General features: G+C 60.3%; 14 protein-coding genes. 6 read left to right on the top strand and 8 right to left on the bottom strand.

Annotated features, from left to right (window positions below):
* Positions 1–14: 14 nt before the first annotated feature.
* A complete protein-coding gene (locus tag ABIB73_RS08590; protein ID WP_354223022.1) occupies positions 15–632 on the top strand; it encodes a hypothetical protein in 618 nt (205 codons plus the stop codon).
* A gap of 15 nt (positions 633–647) precedes the next feature.
* Here ABIB73_RS08590 and ABIB73_RS08585 read toward each other — a convergent pair whose 3' ends face one another.
* Positions 648–1,139, bottom strand: a complete 492-nt coding sequence (locus tag ABIB73_RS08585; protein ID WP_354223020.1) for a prepilin peptidase — start codon at positions 1,137–1,139, stop codon at positions 648–650.
* A gap of 295 nt (positions 1,140–1,434) precedes the next feature.
* Between ABIB73_RS08585 and ABIB73_RS08580 the strand changes: the two genes are divergently transcribed.
* The gene (locus ABIB73_RS08580) at positions 1,435–2,166 is read left to right on the top strand and encodes an EfeM/EfeO family lipoprotein (RefSeq protein WP_354223018.1); all 732 of its coding nucleotides are present in this window, start codon (positions 1,435–1,437) and stop codon (positions 2,164–2,166) included.
* A gap of 38 nt (positions 2,167–2,204) precedes the next feature.
* Here ABIB73_RS08580 and ABIB73_RS08575 read toward each other — a convergent pair whose 3' ends face one another.
* Positions 2,205–2,444, bottom strand: a complete 240-nt coding sequence (locus ABIB73_RS08575) for a hypothetical protein (protein WP_354223016.1) — start codon at positions 2,442–2,444, stop codon at positions 2,205–2,207.
* Between the two features lie 132 nt (positions 2,445–2,576).
* Between ABIB73_RS08575 and ABIB73_RS08570 the strand changes: the two genes are divergently transcribed.
* From ABIB73_RS08570 to ABIB73_RS08560, 3 genes are all read left to right on the top strand, one after another.
* Entirely contained in the window at positions 2,577–3,539 is a 963-nt protein-coding gene (locus ABIB73_RS08570) for a cytochrome c peroxidase (RefSeq protein ID WP_354223014.1), read from the top strand.
* A gap of 236 nt (positions 3,540–3,775) precedes the next feature.
* Positions 3,776–5,827, top strand: coding sequence for a phospholipase C (locus ABIB73_RS08565; protein WP_354223012.1), 2,052 nt, complete (start codon positions 3,776–3,778; stop codon positions 5,825–5,827).
* A 110-nt stretch (positions 5,828–5,937) separates the two neighbouring features.
* Complete coding sequence (locus ABIB73_RS08560) at positions 5,938–6,624, top strand: hypothetical protein (RefSeq protein ID WP_354223010.1); 687 nt, start codon at positions 5,938–5,940, stop codon at positions 6,622–6,624.
* Between the two features lie 21 nt (positions 6,625–6,645).
* Here the strand turns inward: ABIB73_RS08560 and ABIB73_RS08555 are convergent, their stop codons facing one another.
* Together ABIB73_RS08555 and ABIB73_RS08550 are read right to left on the bottom strand one after the other, a co-directional pair.
* The gene (locus ABIB73_RS08555) at positions 6,646–7,056 is read right to left on the bottom strand and encodes a thiamine pyrophosphate-binding protein (protein ID WP_354223008.1); all 411 of its coding nucleotides are present in this window, start codon (positions 7,054–7,056) and stop codon (positions 6,646–6,648) included.
* Between the two features lie 130 nt (positions 7,057–7,186).
* Complete coding sequence (locus ABIB73_RS08550) at positions 7,187–10,054, bottom strand: ATP-binding protein (RefSeq protein WP_354223006.1); 2,868 nt, start codon at positions 10,052–10,054, stop codon at positions 7,187–7,189.
* Positions 10,055–10,315: 261 nt separating this feature from the next.
* Here ABIB73_RS08550 and ABIB73_RS08545 point away from each other — a divergent pair, with 261 nt between their 5' ends.
* Positions 10,316–13,066, top strand: a complete 2,751-nt coding sequence (locus tag ABIB73_RS08545) for a winged helix-turn-helix domain-containing protein (RefSeq protein ID WP_354223004.1) — start codon at positions 10,316–10,318, stop codon at positions 13,064–13,066.
* 14 nt (positions 13,067–13,080) lie between these two features.
* Here ABIB73_RS08545 and ABIB73_RS08540 read toward each other — a convergent pair whose 3' ends face one another.
* The 4 genes from ABIB73_RS08540 to ABIB73_RS08525 form a co-directional block, all read right to left on the bottom strand.
* Positions 13,081–15,960: an ATP-binding protein gene (locus ABIB73_RS08540; protein ID WP_354223003.1), complete on the bottom strand. Its 2,880-nt coding sequence runs from the start codon at positions 15,958–15,960 to the stop codon at positions 13,081–13,083.
* A gap of 117 nt (positions 15,961–16,077) precedes the next feature.
* Positions 16,078–18,930: an ATP-binding protein gene (locus ABIB73_RS08535; RefSeq protein ID WP_354223002.1), complete on the bottom strand. Its 2,853-nt coding sequence runs from the start codon at positions 18,928–18,930 to the stop codon at positions 16,078–16,080.
* Positions 18,927–19,514 carry a helix-turn-helix domain-containing protein gene (locus tag ABIB73_RS08530; RefSeq protein ID WP_354223000.1) on the bottom strand — a complete coding sequence of 196 codons (588 nt, stop codon included), beginning with the start codon at positions 19,512–19,514 and terminating at the stop codon, positions 18,927–18,929. Before ABIB73_RS08530 ends, ABIB73_RS08535 begins: the two co-directional genes overlap by 4 nt.
* Positions 19,515–19,839: 325 nt before the next feature.
* Positions 19,840–20,631 carry an acetoacetate decarboxylase family protein gene (locus ABIB73_RS08525; RefSeq protein ID WP_354222998.1) on the bottom strand — a complete coding sequence of 264 codons (792 nt, stop codon included), beginning with the start codon at positions 20,629–20,631 and terminating at the stop codon, positions 19,840–19,842.
* Positions 20,632–20,722: the final 91 nt, after the last annotated feature.

Below are 20,722 nucleotides of genomic sequence, written 5' to 3'. Positions count from 1 at the left end.
TTCTAGCGATCATCATGCTGTGGGTCGTCTCGGTTCATACCGGATTGGCCGCAGTACCTGACCGCTCCGCCGATGCACTCGACGCCGGGCTGCTCGACGATACCCGGTTGGGCGGCCGAGTGCTGGCATCGCCGCCGCCTTCTGAACCGGTGACGTCGGTTCGGGTGGCTCCGTCGCCAGAGCCTGCGCCTAGGCCACTCAGCGCAAATCCATTGTGGGGCATCCCGCTCAAGACGCTGTCCAACACGCGCGATCGTCCTGTGTTCTCACCGTCGCGGCGACCTCCGCCCGCAGTCGTTGCGGAACCGGCAGACAGCAGGCCGCTGCCACCGTCGCCCCCGCGTAAGGCCGAGATCGAGCTTCCCCCGCTGTCGCTCGTCGGCACGATCGCGGGAGACGATGAAAGCTTTGGGATCTTTCTCGATCAATCATCCAAAGCCGCGCTACGGCTGAAACTCGGCGATGATTTCCAAGGATGGAAACTGCGGGCCATCAACGGACGCGAAGTGACGATGGAGAAGGACGAGCAGGGGGCGCTGCTCACGCTGCCGGGGCCCGGGAGCGAGGACAGCGGCGGCACTCGCCTCATTCCAATCAGCGCAGACAAGAAGCCTATGGCCGCGCGGCACTAGAAGCGTTTGCCGCTGCTAGTTCAGCCCCAGCCAACTCTGAAGAGCAGACGTCACGAGAAGCCCTAGTGCAAGAAAGGGGCCGAACGGGATTGAGCTCTGGCGTCTCATCTCGTGCCCCGCGAGCTGCAAGCCACCCGCCACACCAAGTGCCGCGAGCGCCGCGATCAGAAGCAAGGTCGGAACTCCAGCAGCGCCAACCCAGATCGCGGCAGCGGCAAGAAATTTGACGTCGCCAAGTCCCAAACCATCCACATGCCGCAACCTGAAGTAAAGACGCTGCAATAGCCAGAACAAGACACCGACGAGACCGGCCGTCGCCATCGCGCCGAGGGCAGCAGTCGCTCCTTCGGTGACGATAACGTTTTCGAGACCCAGGGCCGCGATCGCAAGATTGAGCCAATCGGGAATGACTCCATGGCGAAGATCGATTAGGGCCACCGCGCAGCACAGCATGTAAAGCGCGCCATAAAAACCGAAAAAATAAAGAGATTCTTGCTCGATATGCATTGCGATCGGATGGGTGTGACGAGTGCAGACAATGTGTCTGCAACAACTTGCGTACGCTGAACAGCCCATTTTCGATCGATCGGCATCGGCGCGATGAGTTTGCGAGATTTGTTATTGTCGACGACGTCGAGACAGAAAAAGATGCGACAAAAAGTCCGGGCTGTCACAAATCCGCATAGGATACCGACAATAGTTCGCCTCATTACGCGCCATGAGCCTTCTTGGCGGATGAGTGGGTTAGATTATGCACAAGATGCGAGTGGCAACGTGCCTTCTCCTGGCGTCGTTGACCGGGATGCGTGCCGCGAATGCCGGTGCTCTCGAAGAGGGAGCCGAACGTTATCGACCGTATCTGATCGACGGAGTCGCCAGTGCGCTGGCAGGCGCGTGTGCCTTGCAGGAGCGCGCCGCAGCAGCGGATTTGCCCGGCGCAAAGAAGGCCTGGCTTTCCGCGCGCGCGGGCTGGGAGCGTTCGGAAGTGTTCACCGCAGGCTTCGTCCCCGAACTCGATGCGCAGATCGACGCCTGGCCGAACACGGACAGCGGGTTTCACGCGATCGAAGCGAAATTGTTCGGCGCAGCCAACACTGATGTCGCCGCCGACGCGGCAGGCCTTGTCGAGCATCTGAATGACTTGCACGGCAGGATCAGGGACATCAAGCTCACGCCCCAGAGCCTGTTGGATGGTACGGTGCGGCTCGCCTACGAAGTCGGAGAGAGCAAGGCGGACGGCGGCGAGTCGCGTATCAGCGGCACCTCGCTTGACGATATGCGCAACAACGTTGCCGGTATCGATTTCGCGTATCACACGATTTTCTCCGCCGCACTCAATACGGTGGACGGCAAACTCGACGAGATGGTCGCGAACCGGATCGAGCAGATCGAGGCCATCGTCGCGACGCCCGATCTACCGCATGTCAATATCGCGGATCTGCGCCGGACCAGCGAGGAACTGGTCGTGGCGTTGCAGAGTGCATCGACCAAGCTCGGCCTGCAACGGCCGACGCTGGAGGCCCAGGCGCGATGACATTGTTTCACCTGCGTCTGGGTGCACTGTTTGTCGGGCTAGCGGTCCTTGCACTGTTCGGACGCGCGGTAGCTTTCCCAGTCGACGGCGACAAAACCGTGTTGCCGATATCGACTGAGTTGAACGAGGATGCCCTCGACAAGCCGCGCGAAGTGTTCCAGTCCGAGCGCACCGGCAGCAAGTCGTACCTGGTGAACCTGGGCGATCTCGCCTTCAATTCGCCGGGGCTGCTCGGCGCGGTGGCGCGGCAGGCCGGAGTGAATTGCGGCACCTGCCATGTGAACGGAGCCAACAATTCGAAATTCTTCATGCCGAAGATGTCGAGCCGACCCGGCACGTTCGATACCACCGGCCCGCTGTTCAATCCGAAAGCGAATAATCTGGCGTTCGACCCCGTCAGGATTCCGAGCTTGCGCGGCGCGCGCTCTCTTGCGCCCTATGGCGCCGATGGACGGTTCGCCTCGCTGCGTGATTTCGTTCACAATGTCATCACCAACGAGTTCGCCGGACCGGAGCCGTCCCCGGTAACGCTCGATGCGATTGTCGCCTATATTCAGGACATCGACTTCCTGCCCAATCCGAGCCTCGGTCCTGCGGGACGACTGGTCGGCAAGATCAGCGAATCGGAACGCCGCGGCGAAGTACTCTTCTCCAAGCCATTCCCACACGATCCCGCGCTGAGCTGCGCGGGCTGCCATGTTCCATCATCAGGATTCGTCGATCATCGGCAGCACGACATCGGCTCCGGCGGTCTGTTCAAGACTCCGACCCTGCGCAATGCGGATTTCAACGCGCCGTATTTTCACGACGGCCGCTTCGACGACTTCAATCAGGTCGTTGATTATTTCGACAGCACCTTCCAACTCGGCCTTTCGATCCAGGACAAGGGGGATCTCGTCGCGTACCTGACGGCGATCGGCGATGGTACGCAGCCTTATGAGCGCGATGGTGCCGGCGCAACGCTGAAGGAAATCAACGACTTCTCTTCCGTGCTTGCGATTGCCGTTCCCGCTGGCGACAAGGACACGGTTGCACTCGCGGTCGATACGATCGGCCGCGAGTTGCGCGAGTTGACCGAGCAATATCCAGATAGGAAGAACACCAGCGTATCAGGCGGCGAGCAGCAGCGGGTACTCGCGCGCAACAGTCTCAAGGAGCTCGTTCTCACGCTGCGGCGGATCGAAATGGCCGTTGCTGCAGGACGTAACGCTGATGCGGCCACCGAGCTCAGGAATTATCGCTATCTGATGACAGCCGCAATTCCCGCATTGCTGGCCAACGCCGAGCCTTGGTCGCTATTCAATCAAAACGTTCATGATCAGCATTACGCCGCGTTGCGCCAGGTGATGCAATCAAAGCACGTTTCGCATTGATCAGGCTGCGCTGAAGCGCATTTGCGATCTACTTGTTGGCTTGAATCTCTCAAGGGCTTCTGATCGCTCGTTGAAGTTCTGAATCGTGTGGCTGCGCCCCCCTGCAGCGGATGTCTCCGCAGAAACTCTTTGAACGTTTCGAAATTTCCTTTCGCTTTCACGTTAACGAAAAGCGTGCGTCACATTGTCTCACTAAGCAGAGCGTGTTGCTAACCGCAAACACCCTGAGGTCGAAAATGATTTTCAACTACAAAAAGCACTGGCGAACCAGCACCGCACTCTGCATCGCGTCAACGGTGCTCGTCGCAACGGCCGCATATGCCGCTCACTATCCTGGCGGTCGTAGCGATTGGGACAAGCGTTCGCATCACAATCGCCACATGCAGGAAGAGGGCGATCGGGCGAAGCACGAGAACCATGGCGACAAGGATCAAGGCAAGATGAAGACTGCTTCGCCGATCAAGCACGTCATCATCCTGATCGGTGAAAACCGTGGCCTGGATCACACCTTCGGTATCTACAAGCCGAAGGGCAAGGGGCAGACGATCTCCAACCTGTTGTCGAAGGGGATCGTCAACGAGGACGGAACGCCGGGACCGAACTTTGCGCAAGCGCAGCAGTACTCGGTTGCGGGCCAGCCGTCCTTCTATATCGGTGCGGCGACGGTCTCGAAGTCGCCCTACAACGCGACCAACCAGATGCCGCAGCCGAACACCAATGGCACGCCGACCGCGCAAAGCGACACCGGGGCTCCGTTCAAGACGATCGCCGAAGCCAGTGTCGAAAAGGACATGGATCCGACCGATCTCGATATCCTCACGACCGGCTTCAGCGGCTTGCCGACCGGCGTGCTTGATACCCGCATTCCCGGTGCCGGTGGCCTGAACGGGCCGTTCCCCCTGCAGGGTGAGCAGATCAGTGACGATGACTACACTGGCGACTCGACACATCGCTTCTATCAGGACTGGCAGCAGGAAGACTGCAGCTCCGCCAGCGCCACGAAGAAGAACAATTCGGGTTGTTTAAACGACCTGTTCCCATTCGTGATGGCGACCTACGCGGCGTCCAACAAGAGCATGGCCAACTCGATGGGCTTCTATAATGCCCAGCAGGGGCAGGCTCCGATTCTGAAGATGCTCGCCGATCGCTTCACCCTGAGCGACAACTTCCACCAGTCGTTCCACGGCGGCACGGGTGCGAACCACTTCATGCTCGGTACCGGCGACGCGGCCTTCTGGAGCGACGGCAAGGGCAACCCGACCACGCCGCCGGCCACTTTGATCGCCAACCCGAACCCGGTCGCGGGTTCGGTTAACCGCTACACCGTCGATGGCAATTGGAGCAACTGCTCGGATGTGTTCCAGCCCGGCGTGAAGCCGATCGTCACCTATCTCAACAATCTGCCGTACGCGGCTGAGCCGAACTGCAAGCCCAACCACTACTACATGCTCAACAACGTCAATCCGGGCTATCTCCCGAATGGAGCGCTGTCGGGTGGCAACAACGTCCCGCCGTCGTCGGTCCGCACGATTGGCGATGCGCTCATGGAGAAGAACATTTCCTGGGCGTTCTATGGTGGCGCGTTTAACGACGCCGTGGCCCTTTCGAACGCCGCGGTTGCCGCCAATCCGTCGAACCCGAACCTCACCGCCGCTGCGGTTGCCGATCCGGCGCACGCGCTCGGTGTTGCCTACTGCCAGATCTGCAATCCGTTCCAGTATGCGACCTCGATCATGGCCAACCCCGCCGTGCGTCAGGCTCATATGAAGGACACGGCCGATCTGATCACGGCGATCCAGAACAACACGCTGCCTGCGGTGTCGTTCGGCAAGCCCGACGGCCTACTCGACGGTCATCCGCAGAGCTCCAAGGTTGATTTGTTCGAGGCCTATACCTTGAACGTGCTCAACGCCCTGGATAACAATCCGGAGCTGAAGGCTGAAACCGCTGTCTTTGTTACCTGGGACGAGGCCGGCGGCTACTGGGACTCCGGCTACCAGCAGTCGATCGACTTCTTCGGCGATGGACCGCGCATTCCGACCCTCATTCTTTCGCCCTACTCGACGGGCGGCAAGATCAACCACAGCTACGCCGACCACGTTTCGCTGCTGAAGTTCATCGAACGCAACTGGGCTCTCCAGCCGCTCACGAACCGCAGCCGCGACAACCTGCCCAACCCGAACTACTCGAAGAACAACGAGTACGTCCCGACCAACAGCCCTGCACTTTCTGACATGTTCGACGCGTTCGACTTCAGCAAAGCGGTCACGTTGTCCTACACCGAGTGATCGAGCTCTCGCCCGGGACGAGGCATTGATCGACCTAATGCCGGCGCCGATCGAACCGATGGTTCGGTCGGCGTTGTCATGTCTGCAACGAACCGACCGAGGATACGTAAATGACGTCCAGCGAGAAGGTGTCATCAGAAGGCAGGATCCTGGCAGTTTGTCTGCTCATCGCCTCCAATCTGGCAGCCACGCCGACGTCAGCCATAGCGCAGCAATTCTCCGCTGATCTCGTTGCCAGGAAGGCAGAGACGACGACCGCGTTGGGTATCCTGCGTGTCTCGGAACGAAAAGCAAAAATTGAAGCAGCAGCGTTCCCCGATGGCTTTTTCCTGATTGATACCGCCACCCCCGCGGCCTATTTCGTCCGCCCGGGCGCGCAGGTTTTCATGGATGCAAGGCGATCGAGCCCACTGACCCGGATGTTTATTCCGGTCGATCCGGACAACCCCTGCCGGGAATGGCTGGTGATGACGCAGCTATCCGCTCCGACAGACCTCACGACATGGAGTTGCCAACGCTATGGCGAGGAAACGGTCGCGGGACGAAAGACCGACGTTTACCGCGTCGCGACACTGTCCAGTTCAGGCTTTATCGGCTGGGTCGACCGCGAACGCAGATTCCCGGTGCAGATCAAGACAGAGGACGGCACGATAATCACCGCCGACCACATCCGCGACGAAACCCAGCCGGCGCAAGCGTTCGAGATTCCCGCGGGCGCGCGCAAGTTCGATCCGCTGGCGCTGATCCGCCGGATCCAGCAGAGCGATGTATGGGTCGCCCCGCCGGCCTCAGAATGAGCCCGGCGTGAACGCTCCGCCTCACTGCGATTGGTGGCTTGTCGCCGGCAGCAACCGGCCGAGCGCCGTGTAATGCGACTGATTGAAATCGACCTCCTGGATGAAATCGAAACCCAATTCGTCGCGGATGATCTGACTTGCGATCAGGATGACGGGCGCACGGTTGCGATTGGCCTCGAATATTCCATTGATGAAGTGCAGGCTTCCGGGCCCGCAGCTGCCGGCGACAGCGGTCAAGCGATCGGCGAGCTGTGCCTCCGCCTGGGCTGCGAACGCCCCGGCCTCTTCGTGTCGCATCGATATCCACTCGATCTGGCTTTTTTCGAGCGAGCGCGCGATCAGATTGAGGGTGTCGCCGACGACGCCATAACAATGCTTGACCCCCGCACTTTGCAAGGTTTCAACAATGATATCCGCGACCAGCTTGCCCATGACATTCAACCCTGGCTGTGACCGTTCCTGCCACAGCCTGCACCCAACTGCACTGTGGGGGCTTGGATCGGAATGCGAGGACTTGAACCCGCCTGCGCAGACGGAGCACGGCCGGCAGATGGCGCACCTTTCAGCCGACGTCCTCGGTTCCGGATTGGAGTTCGCCGAGCATTTGCACCGCGCGATTGCGAGCAGGAAATGAAATTCCAGCCGGCATTCGATCAAGACTCGCGCTGAGATATTCGTAAGCTTCGGGCAAGCGATCCTGTTTCAGCAACAGCCCGGCTAGGTCCGTCGCGGCCGTCAGTTCGAACAGGGTGGCGGATTGGCGTTTGGCCCAGTCGATTGCCGACAGCAGGCTTTCTTCGGCGGCGAAATGATCCTCCGCAGATCGAGACGCCAGGATGAGACCTTTCATCCTGAACAGGGCGGGCATGTGCAAGAATTTGCCGGCGCGCTGCTGCTGCGCGATTGCATTCACCGTGAGGGTCAGCGCTTCGTCATGCTCACCAAGGTCAACGAGAGCCGCGGCCAGATCGCAGGTGAAATCCATGTTCAGCATCTCGTGACGCTGGACGTGGAGCTCTTCCAGGGCTCGCTTCAGCAATTGGATCGCTTCGATGCGGTTGTCTTGAAGGAGCAACCATTGACCCTTCAGACCTGTCGCTATGGCGCGATACGGCATCAGAGAATGAGCGACGGAGAGCTCACTCAGTTCGCCGATGTACCGGTCCGATTGCCTCAGGTCCGCCATGGCCAGAAACACCGGAACGACCAAAGCCAGGGATCGGCAAAACGTGGCGGGGTTGCCTGACCTCTTGCCTTCCTCTCTGGCGCGCCTTGCATAGTCCAGCGATTGGTCAAGCAAGCCTCTGTACAGGAGAGAACGTGCCATGCCGACGAGCAGGAAGCTCGTATAATGAAAAAGATGCGGCTCCGTTCGAGATCGTGGTCCGGACGCCAGGTGCCTGAGGCCCGATTCGCAATGCAGTTGCGCGGCGAGGTGATTTCCCAACAGATGTTCGGAGGCCGCCAACATTGCCTCCGCCAGCGCCATGTCGTCGTGGTCCCCTGTTCTCAACGCCAGTTTCTTGCTCCGGACGGCGATGTCGGTCGCACCGCTAATGTCCATGGTCCAGTGCGAATACATGAAAAGTCCGCTTAGAATCCTCAGCTCGTAGGTGAGATCTCCCTGCTCGATCGCAATCTCCAGCGCGTTCGCGAAAGCGGCCCGGACGCGCTGATCGTTACGCTCCGTATGCATCAAGGCCAGCGGTATTGATGCAGATATTTCCATTGCGCGGCGTGAGTCCCGATGCGGATTTCCCAGGCTTGCCATCGCGCGTTCTGCCCATGCCTGGCATTCGATCAGCAGTGACAGCTCCAGAAACACCTGCGCGGATGCGGCGGCCAGTCTCGTTGCCATCTCGGCATCGCCGTGCGGCCCAAAGCTCCATTCGAGCGCCGCACGGACATTACTCAATTGGTCGGAATAGGCCGCAGCTCTTTCAGCGCCTGGCAGGGCTGAAAGATCCTCCCTCAGCGTTTCGAGGTGTCCCGCGAGGTATTCTGCATGCCGGCCGAAGACCATGTCGACTTCGGCATGCTCCTCCAGTTTCGCGAGTGCGTACGCCCGGGTCGTGTTCGGCAACCGATACTGTGCCTGCGCGGCATCGATCCGAGTTGCTATCAATGACTTCTCGACCAGACCTGCGACCGCGTCGAAAATTTCCTCGGCTCCCACGCCAAGTTCACCTGTGACAGACCGCGCGCCATCCAGGGTGAAATGTCCGACGAAAGGAGCGATGCGACGAATGACGATCCTCTCTGCGTCGGACAGCAGATCGTAGCTCCAGTCCAACGTCGCCTTGAGCGTCCGATGTCTGGCAACTGCCGTCCGATGGCTCAGTTTCAGCAATTCCAGCCGGGACACCAGGAGGTCAACCGTGTTCTTGAGGCCAAGGGCGGTCACCTGACCCGCCGCCAATTCGATTGCCAACGGAATCCCATCCAGCTTTTGGCATATTTCCGCGACGAATGGCGCCTCCTTGTCGGTGAGAACGACGCTGCCTGCTCTCGTGGCGACACGCCGTACGAACAGTTGCGCTGCCGGATATCGCAGCACTGCATTTGCCGTTTGCTCTGAGCCTTCTGGCGGAAAATCAAGAGGAAGAACCCGGCAGCAATGCTCACCCTCGACCTTCAACAATTCTCGACTCGTGGTCAGAACATGAATCTCTTCGGTTTGCTGGTAGAGTTGTTCGGCAAGCGAGGCGACCGCCTCGATCACATGCTCGCAGCTATCGAGTATGATGAGCAGTTTGCGCGACCGAACGAGGTCGACCAACTCAAGGCAGGGATCTTTCGTTTTGAGTGCAAGCCCCAGGGTGGTCGCGACGGCCGGAGCAACATGGTGCGGATCGGCGAGGCTTTCCAGATCGACGAAATAGATCTCGCTGCCAAACGCTTCGGCTGCGGCGCGGCCGACGGCCAAGGCAATGGTCGTCTTGCCGATGCCGCCGGGACCGAGCAGTGTTACGAACCGGTCATTTCGAAGCTTGTCGCTGACCTCCCTGACGAACGCCTCGCGCCCGATCATCGTGATCGGTCGCACCGGAAGCGTGCCTTGGTACGGAGACCTGGCGTTCCTGCCCTCAGTGGCGCCTCCGAGGGGGACCACCATGCCGACGAACGAGTAGCCCCGTCCCTTGATGTTTGCGATGTAGCGGTTGCCGAATTGGCCGTCACCAAGCGCCTTGCGGATCGCGGCCACGTGGACGCGGATGCTCCCCTCTTCGACGATCACGTCTGGCCAGACGTGGTCGATCAACTCCTGCTTTGCGACCACCTCACCCGGACGCTCGGCAAGGTAGATCAGGATGTCGAGGGCCCTGCTGCCGAGGGGCAGCGCCACGCCGTCGCGCCGAAGCACCCTCTCCCTGCTCGAAAGCTCAAAGGGGCCAAACAGCAGATTTCCACGAAGATCATCGTCAGCCATGGCTTTTGGCACGGGGTTAGGGTGCCTTTTCTGGATATTCAATGATCCGCGCGAAACCCAAGCGTGCGTTCTTGATAGACATCAGCTTGCTTTCGGCTTCACGCGCGCGGACCTGAAGGAATCAGCACGCGGTGACCGGCATACGGACTGCATACAACCGACGATGCCCGGCGCTTCCCTCTCGCTGACAGAGATCGTACACTTTCACCATTGTTTGCATCCCCCGAATGGGGGAGGACCGACGTGGATAGGGGGGAGCTCTTGATCCAACCGCGCTCCAGCCATCCGACACCTGGAACGGGCAACTTGCCCGGCGGAGCACAGCTGCCATTCCTTGCGACCAAAATCTTGCCGGCACGATTCGGCGGGCTGGTTAAACGTCCCCGGCTGCTCACCATCTTGTCCGAGCTACCGGCCAAGCGACTTGGCGTCATCAAGGCGCCGGCGGGCTTCGGCAAGAGCTCACTGGCAGCCACCTGGGCCGAGGCGCTCGAGCAGGGTGGCAATGCCGTTGGATGGCTGACAATCGATTCAGACGACGACGAGGCCACGCGATTTCTATTCTACATTGCTCAAGCCCTGCACCAGGCCTGTCCGGACGTCGGCGCCGGCGCGATCGGACTGATCCTCGAGAACAATTTGATCGACCCGACAGCGATCCTCTCGAGCCTGATCAACGATCTGGCGGAGATCGAGGATGACGTTTACTTGTTTCTCGAGGACTATCACTGGGTCAGCGCTTCTCGCATCCATCAGACCGTCGCATATTTTCTGAAGCACGCACCGTCCCACTGTCATGTGGTGCTGACGACGCGCACCGAACCTCCCCTGCCGCTCGCGACCTTGCGCGCCCAGAACCAGCTGATCGAGATCGATGCCGAAGCCCTGCGGTTCGACATGCAGGAGACACAGGCGTTTCTGGACGGCTCCAAGCCTGGCGTTCTGGAACGCCCGGACGTCCAACTGTTGCAGCGCAAGACCGAAGGGTGGCCCGCAGCGCTTCGAATTATCTCGTCCATGCCTTTACAGTCCGGGTCCGGCCTGAGGGAGTATGTCCATAATCTCTCGGGTTCGCAGCGTCCAATTGCCGCCTACCTGGCGGAGATGCTGGATGGGCTTCCGGTCGAACTGGTCGACTTCATGCTGCGAACGGCCGTGCTTGATCGGCTCTCCGGCCCTCTCTGCGAAGCCGTAACGGGATTGAGTGCGAGCCGCGCAATCCTGGCATCGCTTGCCCAGCGCCAGATGCTGCTCACGCCGCTCGACAATGATGGCGTCTGGTTTCGCTATCACACGCTGCTTGCCGAATATCTGAGGCAGCGGCTGGAGGCGGACCGCGGCATTGAAGTTCCTGAACTGCACGGGCGTGCTGCCCTTTGGTATGCCTCCCACGAATTATGGACCGAGGCGGTCCAGCACGCGATTGCTGCCGGCGCTCCTGACCGAGCGATCGGCTGGATCAACAATTGCGCGATGGCTTTGATAAAGAGAGGCGATCTCTTCACCTTGCTGGAATGGCAGCGCCAGTTTCCCGACGAGCTCATGCGAGGTCAGTGCGAGGTCCGATTGGCGATCGCCTGGGGATTGGCGCTCGCGCTTCGTTTTGATGAGGCCCTGAAGCTTGCAATCGACATCGAAGGCGATATCTCTGCAACGCCCCTGCCGGATGGCAACCTGCTGTGCGAATGCCAGGCGATCCGCTCTGTTGCTATCGCGCTGAAGGATGACAGCGAAAGCGCGCTGCCTCTCGCACAGGATTGTGTGGACCGGTCATCCGATTCCTGGACCGCGAACGTTGCCTCAAACGTCGTTCGCTTCAGCCATATGAAGACGGGCAACCTCAAGCAATTCCATGCGACGCCATGGATACCCTATTCGGTCGAGGAGGATCGCAGGAACGTATTTGCCTCGGTGTATCGCCACTGCCTGAACGGGCTTACAGAAGAGCGGCAGATACGTCTCGCGGCGGCAGATGAGCACTACCGCGAGGGCTTTCGGATCGCCGAGCAGGATGTCGGGCCGAATTCGATTGCAGCGGCCTTGCCTGCAAGTCTGATCGCGCGAATTAAGTACGAGCAAGGCCTGCTCGATGAGGCGGAAGCCTGGGTCATCGATCGCGTCCCGCTGATCAACTCGGGAACAATGCTCGACTGCGTGTGGAGCACCTATTTCGTGATCTCCCGGGTCGCCGCTGCGCGGATGAACTTCGAGCGGGCCCGCACTCTTTTGGAGCGAGCTGAAAATCTGGGCGTCGCGCGGGATTGGGGGAGGCTCTCGGCCGGCGTGATCGCGGAGCAGGCGCGGCTCTACCTGAACGATGGCCGGCTGGATGAAGCCGCCGCATGCGTCGATCGCCTGGAACGCCTTGCACGGAAATACCGCGCGCCGAGGCCTAGCGCCTGGTCGGAGATAGGGTGGTACCACAAGTTGGCCCGTGCTCATTTGCTGGGCCAGCAAGCTCGCCCGGACGAGGCCATTTCAATCCTGCAACAATTGCAGCACGAAGCCGAAGCAATGGAGCACCGTCAGTTCCTGATCTGCATTGCGATCCGCCAGTCGGCAGTTCAGCTCAGCGCGGGCAAGGCCGCGGAGGCGGTGAGCCGCTTTCGCCGCGTGCTTGCCGCGTGTGCGGCGGGCGGACTTTATCAGACCGTGCTGGACGAGGGGCCAGTCATTTCGGAGCTTCTCCGGGCGACCCGGGAGGGAGGAAACGTCAAAGCTGATATGATCCCCTACGTCGATCGGCTCGCGGCGGGTCTACAGCAAGCCCGACAGGATCGTTCGGCGCCGAGCTCAAGCGCGCGGATTATCGGCGCATTGAGCCGCCGCGAGACTGACATTCTCACGCTGATCGCAGACGGATTATCCAACAAGGAAATCGCCCGAAGCCTCGACATCGGTCCTGAGACCGTGAAGTCGCACCTCAAGAGCGTTTTCACCAAGCTGGGTGTGGAGAAGCGCGCACAGGCCGTATCACGCGCACAGACCCTGGGCATCGTCACCACGCAGTGACGCTTTTGCGCCCTTCATCCGGCTTGCCGCGCACGAACGCTCGTCTGCTCGAGGATTTGCCGCGCCAACACGAGATCCGGCGTTTCGAAGCCCTCGGTAAACCGGCCGTAGGTGGCTCCAATGAGCTCATGGGCCGTTCGGATTTGACCCCGACCCATCCAAATCCGCGCAAGCTCCAATCCTGCCCGCAGTTCGAACGAAAGCGCCGATTGTTGCCCTGCCAGGGTCATTGCCTCCTCGAAACACTCGACAGCCAGATCACGCTGCTGGGATTCCCCGCACACAAGGGTCAGGCCTTTCGCCAGGAACAGCGCCGGGAGGTGAAGAGGCCGCTTCGATCCAAGCTGCGTAGCGATCGAACCATCAATGAGAGCCAGCGCTTCCGCACGCTCATTTTGTTTTGCCAGGCCGACGGCTAGTTCGGAGACAAAATCCGTTACAAGCATGTCGTAGCGCAGGATTCGTAGCTTTTCCAAGCTGTCCCGCAGATGACACATGCCATCCTCCGTCCGGCCGACGCGGACCAGAAAGCGTCCCCTAAGTCCCGCAGCCACAGCGCGAAATGGCTCCAACGAGTACTTCTCTGCGGTGAACTCGAGCGCAGAGAGGTTCTGTTCGACCTGGCCCAAGTCCTCGATCCAGAAATAGAGAGGCATCGTCAGAATCAAGGCTCGACACAGAGCGATCGGATGGTTGGCTCTCTCTGCTTCCTCGATGGTTCTTTCAGCACAACCGACGGCCCTATCGAGATTGCCGGCAAACCAATTCGATCGGGTCAGGTTGAACAGGGACGTGGTACGCAGATCAAACAGATATTGAGTTGCGTTGAACCGTCGGGAAGCCGGCGCCCCGCGCAGGGCCCGTTCGAGGTATTTTGGCGCGCGGACGTGGTCCGCAAGCATGTAGTACGCTGCTCCCAGCATCGAATCCGCAAGCGCCGCATCTTCTGGATTTCCGGTCTTGTTCGCGACAATCTCGGCGCGTAGAGCAACTTGAAGGCTGCCCGCCGCATCGATCGTACGATGAAGATACATCGACAGCCCGCTGAGAAGACGCAGCTGCTGGTAGGCATCCTCGCGCCGCTCCGCGAACGTCAACGCCGTATTGAAGGCATCGCGAACCCTTTCACTGTTCCCGGCGGTGAACATCAGCGACAAGGCGAGCGAAGCGTGGATTTCGATCTGGTCCCGCGGGTCGCCGTCCGCAGCAATCCGATCGATCGCCTTCTCCATCCAATCCCGGCACTCCACGAAAAGCGACTTGGCCAGAAGCAACTGCGAGGCGGCCGCGGCCATCCGCGTGGCCGCGCCATCGTTTCCATCGGGACCAAAGCTCCATTCGAGCGCGGCACGGATATCTCCAAGATTGTGCTGTGTCGCGTCTGCCAGAGATTGTCCGGGCTCCAGATCGAAGAGATTGCCCCGGTTGTCTTGCAACGATCGGCTCAGATGGCTGGCGTGGCGCGCCGCCATGGAATGATGTTCACCGCTCTCCGCCAATTTCTCCCAGGCATAGGAGCGCGTGGTGTCAAGCAATCGGTAAAGCATCCGCCGGTAGCTGGGCCACGCCACGATCAGCGATTTGTTGACAAGGCTTTCGACCGCGCCCTCGATCTCGGACCGGTCAGTTCCTCCCTGCTCTGCAACCGCACACGCCGCTTCCAACGAAAAGTGCCCAATGAAGATGGCGACACGTCGCAGCACAATTCGTTCGACCTCGGTCAGGTGATCGTGGCTCCAGTCCAGCGTAGCCTTGAGGGTCTGATGCCGCGGATTCGCCGTCCGGCGGCCGAACTTCAGAAGATCGAGGCGCGAACCCAGCCGTGCCACGGTATTCCCGACGCCGAAGACCGCGGCTCTTCCGGCGGCGAGCTCGATGGCGAGCGCAATGCCGTCGAGCTTGCGGCAAATCTCGGCAACCAGGGGAGCTTCGTCGTCACTGAGCGAAAAGCTGCCACGGCGAGCACTGACGCGCTCGGCGAACAACCGTGCCGCCGGATAGGCAAGTACCTCTGACGCGGTCGGCCGCGGCTGCTCTGGCGGGCAGTCCAGTGGACAAAGACGAAGTACGCGTTCGCCAGGAACGCGCAAGATCTCCCTGCTGGTCGCGAGTATGTAGGTTTCGGGGGCATTCCGGAAGATCTCGTCGGCGATTTCCGCGGTTCTCTCGATGAGGTGCTCGCAACTATCAAAAATGACAAGCGCCCTGCGCGCGCGCAAAAAATTGAGCAACGCCTCCCTTGGATCAACCAATTGCGGGGCGAGCCCGACCGCGGAAGCGACAGCACTGATGACCTGTTCGTTGTCGCTTGCTGTTGAAAGGTCGACAAAGAATACCGCCCCGGAGAAATCGGCCAGCGCGCCGTGCCCGACCGACAGGGCAACCGTCGTCTTGCCTATGCCTCCGGTACCTAAAATTGTAATCAGGCGCTGTTCCGTCTGGAGCAGACGCTGAATCTCGACGACGACCTTGCTGCGACCAACCATGCGGCCCAGTGCGGGCGGCAGGTTGGACAATCGCGAAGACGCGTTCCCCCTGTCGCGGTCCGCAGAAAGTCGCGTGATCGGCGCAATGAAGCTATAGCCGCGGCCCTGAATGTTCGCGATGTACTTGCTGCCGAACTGGCCGTCGCCCAGTGCCTTGCGCAGCGCCGACAGATGGACGCGAAGACTGCCCTCCTCGACCGTTACGTCAGGCCAAGCCTTCGCGATCAGTTCGGACTTCGGGACGATCTCGCCGGCGTGTTCGAGCAGGGCTATCAGGATGTCGTAGGCCCTGCCACCCAGTGGAATGACCCGGTTCGCCTTGCAGAGAGAGCGCTCGGCGACATTCAGCTCGAATGGGCCGAAGAGGAGCCGGACGGCACTCGGTGAGCCAATTGGTTGGACCGACATCAATTATCCCGTCAAGACCGTCGACGATCTGGTTATCGCACCATTCGCCGTCAGTCTTGCGCAAACGCACGCCAACCGATCAAGTGTTAGACAAAACCTCCTTTGGCAACAAGCCTGTCACAGCATCGAATTGACGGCGCCATCACGCCGGTGTGAACCGTTCAGCACCTGCTTGGCCAGCTGTAGATCGCGGGTCTCAAAATCTTCCCGAAACTTGGCGTAAGTGGCTTGCAGGGTCCGCCACGCGGCCTCCTTTCGCCCGGCCGAATCTTCGGCAATGGCGAGGCTGGTCGCGGCCCTCAGCGCCCACGACAGGCTTGCCTGCCTGTTTGCGAGATCGAACGCGCGCTGAAAGTATTGTCTGCCGGCCGCCAATCCCTCGCCGCTGCTCAGCGCGAGTTCGCCCCTGATGCGGTGCAGTTCCGGACCATACCATCGGCTTTCGTCGAGATCGATCTTCGCACGCTCGAAGACATCAAGCCCTTCTCTCGGCCGGCCCGCATGGGCCATGCACATCGCAAACTCTGCCTGCAAAATCCAGTTGAAAATTCCGTAGCGTGCCGCGAACAGCTTCTCGAGACCCGAGTAGAGCATTGCGGAGGCTGCGTTGATCTGCCCTCCCCGCCTGATTTCGTGGATGGCCTGCATGCCGAGACCAAGACCCTGATAGTTGTGCAGAGCGTGTTTCCCGGCACGGGTGGCCAGTTCGTCCACGAGCGCCTCGGCTTCGCCGTCATCCGGATTGGTCAAATATGCGATGAAGCCTGCAAAGGTCAGCGCCCCGCAAAGGTTCACGGTCAGATTGGATTGGCGCGCCTCGGCGACGGCCATCTGGTTGAACCTGCGGGCCTGATCCGGAGAGCCACGCAACCACGCCAGGGTCGCAAGACCGGCCAAATTGTCAACCTTGCGATCATAGCCAAACCGCTTGATCAGCAATTGCCGCGAAGCCTCATCATCACGATGCAGGGACAATTCCAGCAGGCCTTGAGCTTCCGCAATCCGGCCGACATGGTAGTACGTTATGCCCCGCATATAATTGGCCGTTGCGATGGTGCCGATCCGACCCGTTCCTTCCGAAACCTCGCCGCCGCGGTCCGCCAGCCTGATCGCTTCCGCATAGTGCGGAACGCGCAATTCGTGAGCCCACAGCACCAGCAGGGCGTCCAGCTGATAGTCGATATCCTTCAGCCCCTCGGCAAGGAGCAGCGCCTTGGCCCACGTCGTGTATGAGTTTTCCGTCATGCCCCCCGTGAACATCACGCAACTCGCCAGGGCCGACTGAAGGACCATCTCCTGTCGTGTGCCCGAATTCATGTCGTCGAGATGGCTTATGGCCTTTCTCATCCATTGCACGCATTCGGTGAGAAGCGCCATGCCCATCCAGGCGCTTGCCGATGCCGCAGCGAGTTCAACGCCGATTTTCGCATCGCCCGTAGCAGAAAACGCCCAGTTCAGGGCGGCTCTGAGATTATCGACCTCGATCCCGAGCGCCTTGGACCAGCCCGATACGTCCATCGCGGCGCCCTGCCTGAACAGGTCAGTGAAATACAGGGCGTGACGGCGGCGAAAAAGGTCCTGCTCGTCGCTCTTCGCCAGTCGTTGCAAGGCAAAGGCGCGGGTGGGGTCAAGCAAGCGCAGCCGGCCCTCCTGGCCCTGAGCAGCAATCATCGATTTCGAACGAAGCTCCCAGACGCAATCCGATACACTCGCTTCATCCACCGTCTCATCGGCGACAACGGCGACCGCCGCTTCGAACGTAAATCCGCCAGCAAATGCGCTGAGCCGATTCAATATGCGCTTCTCTGCCTCGCCGAGCAGGTCGTAGCTCCACTCCAACGTGGCGTTTAACGTCTGGTGCCTCGACGGGGCGGTTCTGCGCCCCACCCATGACAGGTTCAGTCGCTCGTCGAGCAGGCTTGCGGTCTTGCCAAGGCCAAATATGTCGACCCTGCAGGCCGCGAGTTCGACTGCCAAGGGAATGCCATCAAGCCGCCGGCAGATTTCCGCGGCAATCGGCGCATCTGCATCCGTCAGCGCGAAGTCACTTCGCACGGCCCGCACACGGTCGACCAGCAGCTGAACAGAGGGGTATTGCAGCGCATCGCGCGCTGACAGGTTGCTGTCTTCGGGAGGGCATTCAAGCCCATCGAGTTCGTAGACATGCTCACCCTCGACGCGCATGGCCTCCCGGCTAGTCGCGAGCAAATGCAATGTCGGAACACGGCGAATCAGTTCCTCGGCGACGGCCGAGGCTGCATTGATCAGATGCTCGCAACAGTCGAGAACGATGAGCACTGGCGTTTCCTGCAAACGATCAATCAAGGCAGGTACGACATTGGTTGTTTGCACCGACATACCGAGTGACGTGGCAATGGCTGGTGCGACGAGTGAAGCGTCGCCGAGCGCACTGAGGTCGATGAAAAGAACCTGGCCGTCGAAAACGGCGCCCATTTCATGGGCAACCGCGACCGCCACCGTGGTCTTGCCGACGCCGCCAGGCCCGACGATCGTGACAAATTTCTGCTCGGCCAGCTTCGCCTGAATCTCGGCCACGGCGTGTTCTCGTCCGAGCATGCGCATCAAGCGCGCAGGCACTCGAGGCCTCGGAGCCGGCTTGGGATTGTCCGACTTTTCTGAGGCGCGTGAGGTAACTGGTACGACGAAGCTGTACCCGCGCCCGGGTATATTCGCGATGTACCGCCTGCCAGGGTCGCTCTGATCGAGAGCCTTCCGCAGCGCCGAAATATGGACGCGCAGGCTGACTTGCTCCGCTCCCCTCTCCGGCCAAACGCGTTCGATCAGAGTCCTCCTGCCGACGACCTTGCCTGCCTGCTCCACCAGGACGATGAGGAGATCCATGGCGCGCGCGCCGAGCGGCACGACTTTCGCGTCATTCGTCAGAAGTCTGTTTGCGATCGACAGTTCGAAGGGGCCGAAGCTGAGGACTGTCCCCTGCTGACCGCTCATGGGATATTCTCGTCCATGTCGGTTCTCGAGGTGAGCTCACCGGGAATTCCGCGCTCGCGACGCCAATTGGCCGGGCTTTGCCCGAAGGCCTGTCTGAAGAGACGGCACAGATGGGCTTGATCCGAAAATCCAACGCTCAAGGCTATCTCACTCAGGGATGCCGCACTGGTCATCATCAGGTGGCAGGATCGTTCCAGGCGCCTTCTCACCACATAGGCATGTGGCGACTCGCCAACTGCCAGCTTGAATTTCCGGGAGAAGTGCGCCGGGCTTCGACGCGCGACCACACTGAGATCGCGAATGTGAATGGTGCGGTGTAGATTTCCGTCAATATAAGCGCGTACCCGAAGGATCTGCCAGGCCGCCAGACCGCCCCTTGTGCAGACGCTGGCGCCCGAGCAACGCTCAATCTCCGCTTGCAGGATGTGCGATGCCGTGACGAGCGACGCCCTGGCCACCTCGCGATCCCGCTCCAACTCCCGCCTTGCGGTTTCAAGCAGCTTGGCCAGGCTGTTCGCAACCAGGTTGAACTGCCGGTCGGCTGCGAAGGAAGATTCTGGTGCGGTGGTTTGAAGTGCTGCCATACTCATTCCCTCGACGATCCATCCGACGCGGCGGATCGACGAGAGAGTGCAGCAAGGAAACCCCTTTGGCTTGTTAAGTAACGTTCTGAACAGTTAAAAGTGGGCAAACACTCTTTTTCTGGGCAAACACTCAATCGAGGAAGAAAACCGTTTAATCCCAATCAGATCGCCAGGCAGATGGCGCCAAAAGCAAGCAATCAGATGCAACTTTACCCAGGGCTCCCCACCCATCGCTCGAAAATCTCCCCGTCGCCCGCGCGAGACTGTTGGCGAACCAAATGCCCGTGCACGTCACCGTGACGGCGGCAGTCTTTGCTTACGAGCCCTAGTCCTCGAGTATCTTCAAGTCGCTGACCGAATAGGAAAGTGAGTAACGGAATCCCGATTCGATCCGGTTCGGCGCGAGGGCACGGAGCTCCTCACCGCTCGCTTCCCCAAAATTGAGCTCGCCGGTGCCGATCCATGCGCCGGCAACGGTGAGATGATCGGTAATCGACATCGCCAGTTCGTTGACCGCAGGCTTGTCCTGGTAGCCGGCCGCCAATCTCGGGAAGTATCGCAGCAAGACCGTGGGTCGACTGAGGAGCGACATTCCGTTTTCGACCGGCTTGTCCAAGGTGACACAGGCTTCCGCAAGACGCTGGCCGTGCGCCGAGAGGCTGGCGCCAAACCGGCTCCCGGACGTGACGGGCGCCGCCGCGGGGCCTGATGCTGCAAAGGAGCGCGTCTGGAAAATGCTGCCCATCTTCTTCGGAAACCCCTGCGTCCAGCCGCGCGCCAGCGCAGCGTCGTTATCGACATAAATGTAAGGGCACCACATGACGGGCACGTCGCGATACATTGCGTCAACCAGGACAAACGCCTCGCGATATTGATAACGGGCCGGTTCGAGATATTCGTCGTCCTGGGCGGTGAATTGCCAATCCAGGAACATCATGACGGCGTGACCGTTCGACTTCGGATCTTGTGCAAGACCAGTCGGCAATGTAGCTGCCGTCGCGCCGGGGTCTGTCCAGAATTCGACTCCAACGGCATCGCCGGCATAGTGCCAGGGCGGCGGCGGCGTTAGAGCGGCTTGGCCGAATGGTGACTTCGGAACTGTAAAGCCCTTGAGCATTTCCCGTGTCCTGATACATCCAAGTTCGGCATGGAGGCTATCAGAACCGGCAAAGGCTTGATTTGATTGAAGTGCATCGGTTTGTCTATTC

The organism is Bradyrhizobium sp. F1.4.3 (genome assembly GCF_040548375.1).
In the GTDB taxonomy this organism is placed as follows: Bacteria; Pseudomonadota; Alphaproteobacteria; order Rhizobiales; family Xanthobacteraceae; genus Bradyrhizobium.
This window is presented reverse-complemented; position numbering and strand designations above follow the sequence as displayed.

What these genes read in the sequence shown, in the direction of transcription:
- ABIB73_RS08590 (WP_354223022.1), top strand. Translation starts at nt 15, where the DNA reads ATGCTGTGGGTCGTCTCGGTTCATACCGGATTGGCCGCAGTACCTGAC.
- ABIB73_RS08585 (WP_354223020.1), bottom strand. Translation starts at nt 1,139, where the DNA reads ATGCATATCGAGCAAGAATCTCTTTATTTTTTCGGTTTTTATGGCGCG.
- ABIB73_RS08580 (WP_354223018.1), top strand. Translation starts at nt 1,435, where the DNA reads ATGCGTGCCGCGAATGCCGGTGCTCTCGAAGAGGGAGCCGAACGTTAT.
- ABIB73_RS08575 (WP_354223016.1), bottom strand. Translation starts at nt 2,444, where the DNA reads ATGGCAGGTGCCGCAATTCACTCCGGCCTGCCGCGCCACCGCGCCGAG.
- ABIB73_RS08565 (WP_354223012.1), top strand. Translation starts at nt 3,776, where the DNA reads ATGATTTTCAACTACAAAAAGCACTGGCGAACCAGCACCGCACTCTGC.
- ABIB73_RS08560 (WP_354223010.1), top strand. Translation starts at nt 5,938, where the DNA reads ATGACGTCCAGCGAGAAGGTGTCATCAGAAGGCAGGATCCTGGCAGTT.
- ABIB73_RS08555 (WP_354223008.1), bottom strand. Translation starts at nt 7,056, where the DNA reads ATGGGCAAGCTGGTCGCGGATATCATTGTTGAAACCTTGCAAAGTGCG.
- ABIB73_RS08550 (WP_354223006.1), bottom strand. Translation starts at nt 10,054, where the DNA reads ATGGCTGACGATGATCTTCGTGGAAATCTGCTGTTTGGCCCCTTTGAG.
- ABIB73_RS08540 (WP_354223003.1), bottom strand. Translation starts at nt 15,960, where the DNA reads ATGTCGGTCCAACCAATTGGCTCACCGAGTGCCGTCCGGCTCCTCTTC.
- ABIB73_RS08535 (WP_354223002.1), bottom strand. Translation starts at nt 18,930, where the DNA reads ATGAGCGGTCAGCAGGGGACAGTCCTCAGCTTCGGCCCCTTCGAACTG.
- ABIB73_RS08530 (WP_354223000.1), bottom strand. Translation starts at nt 19,514, where the DNA reads ATGGCAGCACTTCAAACCACCGCACCAGAATCTTCCTTCGCAGCCGAC.
- ABIB73_RS08525 (WP_354222998.1), bottom strand. Translation starts at nt 20,631, where the DNA reads ATGCTCAAGGGCTTTACAGTTCCGAAGTCACCATTCGGCCAAGCCGCT.